The 12,585-nt window shown below is 51.7% G+C and carries 11 protein-coding genes; 2 read left to right on the top strand and 9 right to left on the bottom strand.

The window, feature by feature from the left end; translation table 11 throughout:
* The first annotated feature begins 198 nt into the window (after positions 1–198).
* Both MN202_RS05030 and MN202_RS05025 read left to right on the top strand, forming a co-directional pair.
* Entirely contained in the window at positions 199–1,323 is a 1,125-nt protein-coding gene (locus tag MN202_RS05030; protein WP_335734998.1) for an LLM class flavin-dependent oxidoreductase, read from the top strand.
* Positions 1,324–1,334: 11 nt separating this feature from the next.
* Positions 1,335–2,495 carry an LLM class flavin-dependent oxidoreductase gene (locus MN202_RS05025; protein WP_335734997.1) on the top strand — a complete coding sequence of 387 codons (1,161 nt, stop codon included), beginning with the start codon at positions 1,335–1,337 and terminating at the stop codon, positions 2,493–2,495.
* Positions 2,496–2,532: 37 nt separating this feature from the next.
* Here MN202_RS05025 and MN202_RS05020 read toward each other — a convergent pair whose 3' ends face one another.
* The 9 genes from MN202_RS05020 to MN202_RS04980 all read right to left on the bottom strand — a co-directional run bounded on the left by MN202_RS05020 (position 2,533) and on the right by MN202_RS04980 (position 12,343).
* Positions 2,533–3,687, bottom strand: coding sequence for an MFS transporter (locus MN202_RS05020; protein WP_335734996.1), 1,155 nt, complete (start codon positions 3,685–3,687; stop codon positions 2,533–2,535).
* Positions 3,684–4,526 (bottom strand): ABC transporter ATP-binding protein, encoded by an 843-nt coding sequence (locus MN202_RS05015; protein WP_335734995.1) that lies wholly within the window; start codon positions 4,524–4,526, stop codon positions 3,684–3,686. The genes MN202_RS05020 and MN202_RS05015 overlap by 4 nt, the downstream gene beginning before the upstream one ends.
* 24 nt (positions 4,527–4,550) lie before the next feature.
* Positions 4,551–5,333 (bottom strand): ABC transporter permease, encoded by a 783-nt coding sequence (locus MN202_RS05010; RefSeq protein ID WP_335734994.1) that lies wholly within the window; start codon positions 5,331–5,333, stop codon positions 4,551–4,553.
* A gap of 11 nt (positions 5,334–5,344) precedes the next feature.
* Positions 5,345–6,181 carry an ABC transporter permease gene (locus MN202_RS05005; protein ID WP_335734993.1) on the bottom strand — a complete coding sequence of 279 codons (837 nt, stop codon included), beginning with the start codon at positions 6,179–6,181 and terminating at the stop codon, positions 5,345–5,347.
* A gap of 18 nt (positions 6,182–6,199) precedes the next feature.
* On the bottom strand, positions 6,200–6,790 hold the full coding sequence (locus MN202_RS05000) for an NAD(P)H-dependent oxidoreductase (protein WP_335734992.1): 591 nt from the start codon (positions 6,788–6,790) through the stop codon (positions 6,200–6,202).
* Between the two features lie 70 nt (positions 6,791–6,860).
* On the bottom strand, positions 6,861–7,535 hold the full coding sequence (locus MN202_RS04995; protein ID WP_335734991.1) for a class II aldolase/adducin family protein: 675 nt from the start codon (positions 7,533–7,535) through the stop codon (positions 6,861–6,863).
* Between the two features lie 34 nt (positions 7,536–7,569).
* The gene (locus MN202_RS04990) at positions 7,570–8,640 is read right to left on the bottom strand and encodes an ABC transporter substrate-binding protein (RefSeq protein WP_335734990.1); all 1,071 of its coding nucleotides are present in this window, start codon (positions 8,638–8,640) and stop codon (positions 7,570–7,572) included.
* 292 nt (positions 8,641–8,932) lie between these two features.
* Positions 8,933–10,021, bottom strand: a complete 1,089-nt coding sequence (locus MN202_RS04985) for a PhnD/SsuA/transferrin family substrate-binding protein (RefSeq protein ID WP_335734989.1) — start codon at positions 10,019–10,021, stop codon at positions 8,933–8,935.
* A gap of 45 nt (positions 10,022–10,066) precedes the next feature.
* A complete protein-coding gene (locus MN202_RS04980; protein WP_335734988.1) occupies positions 10,067–12,343 on the bottom strand; it encodes a TonB-dependent receptor in 2,277 nt (758 codons plus the stop codon).
* Positions 12,344–12,585: the final 242 nt, after the last annotated feature.

Below are 12,585 nucleotides of genomic sequence, written 5' to 3'. Positions count from 1 at the left end.
TCTGGCCGCACAGTGTTGCCCAAGCAGCAGGCTTGTCAGGTTGGCTGCTGCCAGGGCGACACCCGGTTGCTGATCCAAACCTCTTCTGTATATAAAACATATAATAATCAAATGCCTAAGATTTATTCTCGCCTGGTTTGCCCTTGGTACAGTTCCTGCGTTAGTTGCATCTGTTTTATCAGCAAAGAGACGTAAATTATGAGCATTGAATTTATCTGGCGTTTGCCTGTGGCGGGTGATGGTCGTGCTGCCCACAGCGCTGACTGGAATCGCGGTGATTATCAGGCACAAGGTAGTCATCGTAACCAGTTTTCCCGCCTGGGCGCTAATCGTGATGGCTACACCTATTATGATCATCTGCTACAAATTGGCCGAGCTGCCGAAATTAGCGGTTTTAACGCCTTATTTATTGGCCAGAGTGCTGCGGGTGAAGAGCCGCAAATTGTGGCCGGAGCGCTGGCGCGGGAGGTGCGGCGCTTACGCTTTATCGTGTCGCTGCCTGCAGGTTTAGTGTCGGCGGTTTACAGCGCAAAAATTGCCAACAGCTTTCAACGCCTGTCAGGTGGCAGGCTTAACTGGCACTTGTATCACAGCGAGACGAAAACACCGGCGTGGCACGGCAGGTCCTGGACCCTGGCCGGGCAACTGGATCGCAGTGCCGAGTTTCTCACTTTAACCAAGGGGTTCTGGCAGCAAGCGCCTTACAGTTTCGAAGGCCGGTATTTTTTGGTTGAAAATGGTGGTTTTCCGCCAGCCTTGCAAGGTGAACGTTATCCAACGGTTTATCTGGACGGTAATACTGACGCACAGTTGCAACTGAGTGCCCGCCATGCCGATGTGCATATCTTGCCGGTAGCGCCTCTGGCTGAAATAACCCAACAAGTTGCTCAGTTAAAGCATGCAGCCAGCGAGCAGGGACGTGCAGTGAAAGTGTATCTGAGTGCTGATGTGATAGCGCGACGAGACGATGACGCCGCCTGGCAAGAAGTGCAGCAACGTTTTGCTGAAGCCACCGTTAAAACTGTGCCATTACATGGTACGCAAAACGGTGTAACAGATTTTGATCAGTTACGGCAAGACGCAGTGATTTGGCGTGGCTTCGATTATCTGCGCGAGGGGGAAGCGGCAGGCTTAGTGGGTGGCTATGACACTATAGCAACACGGTTGCTGGACTATATCAACCTGGGCATTACTGGCTTTGTGTTAGGTGCTAACCCACACCTGGAAGAAGCATGGCGGCTGGGCGAGCATCTGCTACCAAGGGTTCGGGAAGCATTACCTGGTAAGTTAGCGCTGGCGTCTGAGCTGGCTGAAGCAATTTAAGGAGCGGTTCTATGGTACAGTTTCATTGGCGTATTCCAATTCATGGTTGCAAGGGCGATATCAGCAAAACCCATTATTCCCGTGGGACTTGGGGCCCCTTAGTTGCCGGCAACCAAACCCCTGCTATTATTCACGGTCAATCTGATGGCATTCCATACCATGATTATTTGTTGGAGGTTGCCCGTGCTGCCGAGTTGGCTGGTTTTGATGGCGCTTTAATTCCGTCGTTTCAGGATTCAGAAGATCCCTGGGTTATCGCGTCGGCTATCGCGCGCCACACGAAAACCTTACGTTTTATGATTGCCTATCAACCGATGTGGTTTGATCCCTTGTATGCAGCGAAAGCGTCTGCCAGTTTGCAGCGTTTATCCGGCGGCAGGTTGCTGTTTAACATTATTACCGGTGGCGGTGGCCCGGGGCAGTTATGGTGGGGCGATCGTATCGCACATGCTGACCGTTATCAGCGTACGGTAGAGTTTCTGGACGTGTTCAAAGGCGTTTGGTCGGGCAAGCCATTCAGTTATCAGGGCAAGTTCTATCAGGTAGACAATGCCCAGTTACCGCAGCCCCTGGCAGGCCAGGTATGGCCGGAACTTTACTTTGTCGGGTCGTCAGACGTGGCATTGGCAGCCCAGGGCAAGCATGCCGACTTTGATTTAAGTCACCTCGAACCCTGGGATGGCCTGATAAACAAATTTAAGCGTGTGCATGAGCTGGCATCTAAAGACGGCCGTCATGTTAAGCCTGCGGTACGGTTTAACATTATTGCCCGTAAAACTGAGGCTGAGGCCTGGGATGTCGTCAGGCATGCCTGGTCAAAGGTCGATTGGGATGCGGTAGAAGAAAAAGCTGCCAGGCAAGGCCGTGGTGACGGTGTGGGTTCCTGGCGTATCAAAGCACAGCGCGGACAGCAAGTGGAAGACCTGATTGTCGAAGGCCTGTGGGCCGGCTTTGGCACTTTAGGCAGCCAGGGTTCGCCGCTGGGTTTTGTTGGCAGTTATCAGCAAGCTGCGGCTTATATTGATAAATATATTGATGCCGGTGTGCGTGGTTTTATTCTGTCCAGCACTCCGGCATTGGAAGAGGCCTTTCATGTTGGCGAAGAGGTATTACCGCTGGTTAAAGGCCGTTTTGTTGATGAATTACAGCAACAGGAACAAACTGGCAGCTAAGTAGTAGTAAAGCCGAAGCAATCGCTTCGGCTTTACTTTAGTGCTCTTTGCGGTTAGCCCAATATAGTGTCAGAAGAAAAACCGGGATCCAGAGTAAAAACAAACCTTGTAAACCGAGCCATTCCCCCAGCAAACCACCGGCAATAGCCCCGACAAAAGCCCCGGACATATTGGATAAATTGTAAATACCGGAAATTTTGCTTTTGCTGACCGGTAACTGGCTTAACTGCAAGGTACGTGATAAGCCAATTAAAGACGAGCCACTTCCAAGCAGAACAGTGCCGATGGCAAGCCAGATAAATTGCAGGCAGGTACCTAGCAGCAATAAACCGGCAATGGCCAGCAAGACACTGAGTAACTGTACTTTTTTCCTATCCATAATAGCCAGCAAGTGGCCCAGAGCAAAAGAGGCGGTGACGGTTGTAAGCCCTTGAATCGTTACCAGCATCACCGCCAACTCGTCTGGCAACATGGCTACAGTAAGCGCCAATACCAGAATAAAAGTAGTGAATACCGCCCCAGTTGCACTGTTCACGAATTCGACAACGCAGCTATCGCGTACCGCTCTGATATTCCACAGCGCTTTGAGCTGTAACAAAAAGCCTTCTGCCGGTATAGTGTGCGCGGTTTCAACAGCGGCCTCTTCACCGGGCAACACTTTATGGCTGCATAACGCCATAATGCCAAACATCAGCGCTACTAATAAATAGCTCCAGGTATAACTGGTATGGCTAACCATCAGGCTGGCCAAAACCGGGCCTAATATCATCACGCCGAATGACTGCGCGCCTCTGTACCAGCCTGTTTTAGCCGGCCCCAGCAGGTGCAATTGCTGTAAAAAGGAGCTGTTCATTGCCACTATGCGAAACGGGATCGCCAGACCCACCAAGCCGCGTGTCAGGGCAACGCCATACCAGACGCTCACCCAGGGAATACAGGCATTTAGCAACATAGGTACCAGGCTGGAAAGCGCATAGATGCTGCGGGCACCGTAACGGGCGATAATAAAACCGGCCGGTAGGGTAACCAGTAAACGGCCAAAAGCCTCCAAAGCGGCGATATAGCCAATTTGCGCATTATTCGCGCCAAGATGCAGCGCATAAAAGGTGGTAACGACCCGGCCAAGGCCAATTGCAACACCGCCAAAGACGGCCAGCAACATAAAACTGCGTAAAAAGCCGTGCTGATTCAATGGCTGCCCTTACTCAACAGATCTTGCAGAATATCGTCTGTAATATCACGCAAAGTGGTGTCACGCCGCTTACGCGGGTGCGGTTGTGGTACCGTGACAACTCGGGCAATTTTGCCCGGATTAGCTTGCATTACAACCACCCGGTCAGACAGATAAACGGCTTCTTCCACGTCATGGGTTACCATAACCACGGTGCTGCGTTGTGTCAGCCAAATGTGTTGTAACTCGGTTTGCAGCTTAATACGTGTCAGGGCATCCAGTGCACCAAAGGGTTCGTCCAGTAATAGCACCTGAGGCCGGTTAACCAGGGCCCGCGCGATAGCAGCGCGTTGTGCCATACCGCCTGATAGCTGATGCGGGTAAACATTGGCAAAGTCCTGCAGGTTAACCAAAGCGAGGTGATGTGCGACTCGGGTGGCTCGCTCTGTACTGCTGAGTTTACTGTTGGTCATAGCCAGATTAATATTCTGTGCTACCGTCATCCATGGTAATAAGCGATGGTCCTGAAACACAATACCCCGCTCTAACCCGGTTCCGGAAATGGTGGTGCCGTCCAGACGTAAACTGCCGGAGTCGGGTTGATCTAATCCCAGGATCAGCCTTAACAACGTTGACTTACCACAACCACTTGGGCCAACGATACTGACAAACTCGCCGGCTTGTACCGTCAGCGAGACATTGTGCAGTACTTGCAGTCGTTGGCCACGAATATCAAAGTGTTTATTTATATCAAGCGCCTGTAAGGCACCCGTCGCAGCGCCACGGTGCCGGAATGGCGCGGCAGTATCTCCGTTGTTGGACGTTGTCGGCAACGGGGTTGCCGGCAATAAGCGGTTCATAACAATTCCTTTAATTAACAATTATCAACTAGGGCGCCAGGCGAGCAGCCGACGTGCCAACCAGACACAAAACTGATTCATCGCAAAACCCAGTAGGCCAATAGTGGTAATGCAGATGATGACGACATCCATCCGCTCGGCCAACTGGGCCCGTTCCATAATCACACTGATACCGGGGCCGACGGTAAACAGCAGTTCTACCCCTACCGTGGCAAGCCAGGCAAAAGCCACGGCATGAAATACGCCGGTCATAATCGAGGCCGTGGCACCGGGCAACAGGACATAACGAAACAATTGCGCTTTGGACAATGACAAGCTGCTGGCCAGTTCACGGTAGCGTGGCTCGACCCTTGTCAGGCCTTCGTAGCTGTTGAGTAACATCACTTCAAAAGTTGCCAGGCTGACGATAATCAACTTGGCCGTTTCAGTGTTGCCAAACCACAGGCCAATGAGTGGGATAAGCCCCATGGTCGGAATTTGTCGCAGGGTGTGATAAACCGGGCCCAGCGCCAAATCCAGCCAGCGCCAGTACACCATCAGCAAGCCAAGTACTAAGCCGATACTGCCGCCGGTCAGCAAGCTTTGTAATGCTACCCACAAGCTGGCGCGAATATTAAGCAACAACTCGCCACTGCTGATCAGTGCGACGGCGCTGTGCGCCAGGTGCTGCAGCGGTACAAAGGCATAGGCATACTGTGGCCCAAGCGTGGATAAAAGCTGCCATAGCGCCAGCAATAGCACTGGCACAATAATGCCCCGGCACACTATGGTTGTGCGGCTGCGGCCTAGGTTATTTGTCAATTTCATCAGTGGCGTCCTTAGGCGAGTTGCCAACGGTTAAGTCTGCGTTTCAGCACTTTGAACGCTCTGTCCAGACTAAAACCGATGATGCCGGTAAGCAGCACACCCACCATGACAACATCGAGTTGAAACATCTGGCGGCCAAATTCCATCATCTGGCCAATACCACTTTCGGCGGCCAATAGTTCTGCGCCAACCAACACCCCCCAGCTCCGGCCTAGTCCCAGCCGCATTCCTGTTATTACCGGCGCTATGGTTGCAGGCAGCAACAGCAATTGGAATGTCTGCACAGTGCTAAGTTGATACACTTTGGCAACTTCTTTGGTGGCGCGGGATACATTGCGCACCGCGTCATAGGCGGCTAATGCAACAGGAAAAAACGCGGCTTTAATTACGATCAGTATTTTGAACGTTTCCCCAATACCAAATAGCAGGATCAAGATCGGGATCAGCGCTACCGATGGCACCTGGCGAATAATGTTGAATAGCGGCGCGCTGAGATCCTCCAGTAAAGGACTGATGCCCATCAACAAACCAAACACCATGCCAATAAGGCACCCCAATACAAAGCCCACCGCCAGCCGCGACAAGCTGACACTCAGGTGCATACTGAGTTCACCACTGTGCCATAAGTCGCTAAAGGCCTGACCTATCACTGCAGGTGGAACCATCAACTCCGGTGGGAACCAGCCGGTACTGGTGACATATTGCCAAACCGCGGCCAGTACCAGTAACGGCAGTAAAAATGCCAGCGAAGGTACCGTTTTATTCAGGCTGTGCAATATGCTGTGACCGGCGCTATGGCGGTGTTTATGCTGCGTCAGCACTTGGGTTAATTGTGATTGTCCGGGCATGGTGGTGTTCCTTAGCGATTAAGCGGCATTAACGGCATGCTGCAGTGGTGGCGGGCCAGCGTGCAGGTGCAGGGCCTGGCTGACACTTAGCGCTATCCGTTCCAGCGGGGCGGCAAGCTGATATTGATAGCTGCTACCGTCAGCCACCTTTACCAGGCTACTGTCTTTTAAAAACACCGTTGCCGGCACAGTTAATGCGCCAAAAAAACTGAATAGCGGCCGTAACTGATGTTCTAATACCAGTGCATGTAACTCGGTACCGCCGGTGGCCGCCAGCAATACGGTTTTGCCTTTTAGCAGTTGGGGGTCGAGTAAATCGATAAAGTGTTTAAATAGCCCGGTATAAGAGCCTTTGTATACGGGGCTGGCCACCACGATGATATCTGCTGCACTAAGCTGCGCTACGGCCTGTTGCAACGCGGGCGGCAGTGCTGTTGGATCTGTGGTTTGTGCCAGATAAGGCGCAAGTTCGGCAATACTCAGTAAGCTTAACTGGCTAACGCCGTGACTGGCAAAGCTATCAAGGTAGCTTTGCACCAGGGTAGTCGTACGCGATAGGGTGCTAAGGGCGCCTGATAAGCCAACGACTTTTAGTGTTTCAATGCTCATAAATAACTCCTGATAACAAGATAGACGGCCCGGCTTGCTAACATACCTGGCCGTATGTCTTTGGCTTTTATTAGCCACGTTTGGCGGCAATAAAATTGGCGATAGCCCCTTCTGGCAGCGGTTGTGGCCCACCGAGCACTTCTGCTTTTAAGGTGATCTCCGCCGCTTCTTCCAGGCTGGCCAGTTGCCTGGCCAATGCCAGCACGCCCTCTTTGCCCCAGGCAAACAAACCTCTGTTGCGCAGTAATACCGCCGGAGCCGAAGGCGCCTTTCGCAGTGACGCTAATACGGGTTCTGCCGCGTAGCGTGGTGCCCAGTCTCCCAGCGGTATTTCGTCAACTCCGGCGCGCTTGGCCACCGACCAGTAGCGCAATGGAAATGGCTTATGCGCTATTGCATAGGCCGTCAGGTTTGGCGAATGGGTGTGGATAATGGCGTTCAGATCCGGACGCTCGCGAAACACCGAGGCATAAATTTCAATGACTTCGATCAAACCGCGATTTGGTTCGCCAGCCAGATGTTGGCCACTCAGGCTTACCTCGATGGCGCCGCCACGGCTGGCAATGACAAAATGGTCACTGTCTGGCAGGCGGATACCGCCATTAAAAGCGCCACTGCGTCCTGCCGGTGCCAAAGCGCCAAACTCCAGCAGATAACGGCCTGCTTCGGTAATTTCGTGCTGAGCCTGGATGGCGTGAGCCGACAGTGGCCGCAGTGTAGTTGTTGCTTGTAGTGTGGTTGTCATATTAAGTCCTTAATTTAGTTTGTATTAATTCGGATCAGGCAGAGCGTCGCTTGTTTTGTTGGTTAATCCGCGCCAGTGGTTCTGCGGCTATCCAGGCATTAATGTCAAAGTCGCCTTTTAAAAAGCCCCACTGCAGCAGGAAGTCTTTGTAGCTGGCTAATGCACTAATGGAAGTTTCATCCAGTGTTGTGTGCAGGTGCCGGTGCACAGTAGAGCCATATGCAAAGCGTACCCATTGTTCAGCCCAGCCGGTTTCGCGTGAAATTTCACGTATGGTTTCAATAGGATGTGTCTCGGCCCAATAGCCAACTTCAACGACGGTGCTTAAAAACCGGTCTACAAGTTGCGGATGGTCGCGTAGGGTATTGCCATTCACAGTAAGCGGGCGTGGGGTGCAGTTATTTATGCGCACCGCTTTGTCAGGGTGAAAGCCCAAATCCAGAACCACCTGGGCACCGAGCAGATGCGCGGTTTCAGCGCCTCTAACATCTTTTACATAGATGGCATCTACTTCGCCTTTAATCAGCGCATGCGCCACGGCGGTATAGCTGTGCTGGCGGGGGCGGCGTACTGCAGTATCCGGTGCCAACACATGCTGAACTGGCGTATCATGCTGAATAACATCAACAAATTGCACATCGTTATGATTGATCCCAGCCAGCTCTAAGCTGGTAATAAAGGCTTTTAATGCACTGGCTCTGGCAACGTCGATGGTGGTGTTATTGGCTTTTTTCGGCAAACCCAGACGGCGGCCTTTTAAGTCGTGAATACTGTTGATACCTGAGCCTGGCAGTGACAGGATCACCTGATACTCATCAATCCAGGAAATGCCAATTACCCGGGTGTCGGTGCCGGCCGAACGGGCCCAAATTGGCGGTATACTGCCGCCAAGACGAAAAGAATGCGGTAGTGTATGTTCAAAATGCGAAGCCAGTTGTTGCGGATCATTGGATTCCTGCAATGAACGCACTTCAATGCCGGACGGTGTAAATTCGTGCTCGTACCAGCCTAACTGGGCGGCAATACCCAGCGGGGTAGGAATGCCACAGCGCGTGTACCACAGCGTGTCCAGTTGCTGTCCGCCAGCGGACAAATGATTTGACATAGTAAGGTTTCCTTATATCGAATAGTTTTTTAACAAGTGTTTATTGTTTAGCTGCAGTTATAAGTAGCAGCATGCATGCCAGTTAGCTATGTAGTGGCTTTTGTTTTTTAATTTGTTGTTTTAATTAAAATTTAATTGATTTTTGGCTGCGGGCAACGCCATGGGGCTTACGTTGGTGACTGTGAAACAACAGCTTGCTGTTGTTGCCGCAACACTGGTGTAGCGGGCTGTTGTACAGCAAACAAAAAAACACCCGCGACAGGCGCGGGTGTGAAGTAGCAACTGGTGACAGCTAATCTGTCAGCAGCTGTGAGTTGTTGTCGGCAGGTTGGCTCAAATCCTGCCAATAGTTTGTTAGGGCTAACTCGGTAAGGGCACGCTCAACATACTGCGGCGCAACCAGTTCACTGATGTTTAGCGGACGGCGGATCATCCGGCGCTGCACCGAAATGTCAATGGCATGCCGGTAGTGCGAGTAAACATAATGATTAAAACGAGGAGACCAGCGTTCACGCCAACTCAGTGTTGGATCATGCCAGCTGCGTAAAAACACCGATTCAGGTTGGCCATCGCGAGTATTAAACGCCAGTAACCGGGGCTTGTTTTCTTCCTGCGATTGCCAGTGTGCCGCTTTCACCCAGGCCGTTACCAGCAATTGTGTTAGTTCGGGATAGCGTTCGATAAAGTCATGGTGGCCCCACAGCTCTGTGCGCATTTTCCAGTCTGCCGGTGCGCCTTTAGTTGACCAGATAATTTTTGCCGCCTGACGGTCTTCCAGCAGATAGGCCTGAGACGTAATAAAAAATGCATCTATATTACCTGCTGCAACTGCTGCGGCACCTGCCACAGGGTTAATATTCAGAATGCGAAAGTCTTTATACTCCAAACCCTCGGATTGCAACAGTTTAATAAACTGCAACTCCCAGGGTCTGCCCCGATGCACCGCAATGCGTTTACCTTTTAAATCGTGGATGGTTTTCGCCGTGGAATTCAACGGTACAACCAAAAAGGCATCGCCGCCGCGGCCATTAGGTACTAATAAGCGGGTGCTGACGCCACCAGCGTTAACCACCAGTGACGGCAGATCACCATAGCTGGCAAAATCCAGTGAGCCATTGGCAAAGCCCTCATTGATCATCGGGCCTGTTGCAGCGTGGGCGGTAGCGAAGTACTCAAGCGCAATACCACGCTGTTGCAGTTGCTGCTTTAACCAGCCCTGATGCTCAATGACGGCCAGTGTGCTGCCTAAATCCAGCTTGCCGTCAGGTTGGACATGCACACCTCCGGCGATGCGTATCTTTTGAGGATAGTCTTGCGCCAGGCTGATACTGCTAAAATGTGCCAGTATCAGACCGAGCAGAAGCAGCTTAAGTTGTTTCATCTTGTGTTCCTTAGCGCCACTCAGTGGCGCACTGTAAGCAGTATTTTAATAATGAACCGTCAGTGATAACGCAAAAGTACGGGGCTGGGCAAAAACCCGCCGTACTGCGTTATTTGATGGGCCGGTAGCCAGCATGGTGTACTCTTTATCCGCCAGGTTGCGGACAGAGGCCGTAATTTCAACGTTTTCAGATGGGGTGATGTAGCTGATACGAGCATTGCTGAGGGCATAACCAGCCTGCTCCAGTAGCGGGTTATTCTGTGTCACAGCATTAAAGTATTGCCGGCTGCGGTAACTTAAATCGCCAGCCAGTGTTATGGCGCCACCATTGGTTAACGCCCAGTCGTACTCTGCGCTAATCGTGGCGCTGCGTCTGGGTGCCCGGGCGAAGTCATTGCCTTTCGCATTGGTGAGCTGGCCAGCTCTGACAGTGGGAAAATCAGTATATTCCGTTTTCAGCAGGCCGAAGCTGGCATTTAACCGCAGGTTGTCGCTTGGGCTGGCCTGTATTTCCAGTTCAGCTCCGCGCACATATCCTGTGCCGGCATTTTGCAATACGGCCTGGGCGTTAGGATCCCCCGGCCTTACTTGCAGCACTAATACCTGAATGTCGCTGTAGTCGTAATAAAACACTGCGCCGTTAACCACCAGTTTGTTGTCCAGCCAGCTGCTTTTTACGCCAAACTCGTAGGAGTCAATTACCTCAGGGTCTATGGCATCAACGGTATTTTTGTCATTTACGGCAAAGCCGCCGGCACGAAAGCCTCTGGCGTAACGAAAGTAACTGTTTATGCTGTCGCTAAAGCGATATTCAGGCGTAATGTCATAGGTTAGTTCGTCCCAGTCATCCTTGTTGTAATCTGTGTCGATGCTAAGCGGTGAACCAACGGCATGTGGTAGCCACCATTCAAGCGGGTTGATAAAGTTGACGGTGCCGCGTGGTCCGCCGCTGGTATAGCTGTAGTCAAAGTCTTTTTCTTCAAAGGAGTAGCGCAGCCCGCTGGTCAGGCGCAGGTTATCTGTTAGGTTGGCGGTCAGGCTGGCAAACAACGCATAACCTGAGGTGTCCTGTTCAAAGTACTTGCGTTCATAAAAGGTACCGCGTCTGCCTGGCGTACCGGCCGGCAAATCAGCAACAGTACCGCTGCTAATATCCGAGGTAAGTGACTCGGCAAAGTAAAATGCCCCCAGGATCCAGTTGATACGCTGCTCACGGGGCGATGTCAGACGAAATTCCTGGCTGAACTGGCTGCTGTCGGCCCAGGCATAGCTGCGGGCATTATCTACCGGAATGGCTGAGCCGCCGGTTAGGATCCGGTTACCGTTTTCAAACGCACTCACTGAGGTAAAACTATAACCATAATTCTGCCAGCTTAGTTTTACTGAGCCACCGTCCGCATCCCCGCGCTCAGCCGGATCGCCAACCTGGTTGATAACATCTATGCCGGCGGGGTCTTCAAAACCAAAATTATACGGCGGGTTGCGTGACGGGTCGGCAAAATAGTTAGACGGATTTTTATCGCCGTCCAAGGTACGGGTGTGGTAATTAAATAACAGTTCCCAATCGCTATGTGGCGTAAACAGTAGTTGCACTCTGGCCGCTGTGTCCTTGGTTGCACCTACATCACGACCAGAATAGAGGTTTTTTACCCAGCCGTCGCGTTGTTCGTTGTAAAACGAGATGCGCCCAGCCAGATAATCGTCATTGATAGCACCACCAAAGCCACCTTGTATCGCCCGTTCGTTAAAACTGCCAGCAGTGAGGCGGGCATAGCCGTCGCTGTAAAATGTTGGCTTGCGTGAGATAAAGTGTAGGGCGCCTCCTGTGGTGTTTTTACCCCACAGCGAGCCTTGCGGGCCACGCAGCACCTCTACCTGCTGCAAATCGAATAACGGAAAACCCTGAATATAAACGTTGTTAAGGTAAACATCGTCGTTATAAATACCGATGGGGCTAACGGTGTTAGCACCGACATCATTGGTACCTACACCACGTAAAAACCAGCGCGGCCGGGTACGGCCATCCGTTGCAGACGCCGATGCGTTCGGCACAAATTGTACGACATCGTTGGCGGTTCGAATGGCATCGGCAGACCGCAAAAAGTCACCCGAAATAGCGGTAATGGCCAGCGGTACTTCCTGCAATGACTCTTCGCGACGCTGCGCGGTAACCATAATGCGCTCGACCCCTGCATCAGGAGCCAGATTGCTCTGGCTTGCGGCTTCTGCCGAAGTGTTAAGTTGTGCAGTTGCCAGGTTGCTGTAAAGGCCTGCAACAGTGGCCAGTGTAACAATAGATAGCGTGTATTTTTGCTCAGACATCTCTCTTACCTTGTGCTGTAAATGACACCCGTAACGCCGGGTTAAAACGATATGTAGTGCAGAGCAGGGACTATGCCAAAGGGGTGTTTATTTTTATCTTATTGTATTTAAACGATAAAATTTAACTTTGCTGTGCTGGCCTGTTGTTGAGCGGGCAGCCTGAACGGAGCACTGCTGCTGTAGAAGCAAAGATGTCTGCATATGCGCAAATAGAATATAAAAAGCGTTATATATAATTACAT

The sequence above is a fragment of the Rheinheimera muenzenbergensis genome (genome assembly GCF_036984005.1).
GTDB lineage: Bacteria > Pseudomonadota > Gammaproteobacteria > Enterobacterales > Alteromonadaceae > Alishewanella > Alishewanella muenzenbergensis.
Note: the sequence above shows the minus strand (reverse complement) of the source record. Positions and strands in the feature narration are given on the sequence as shown.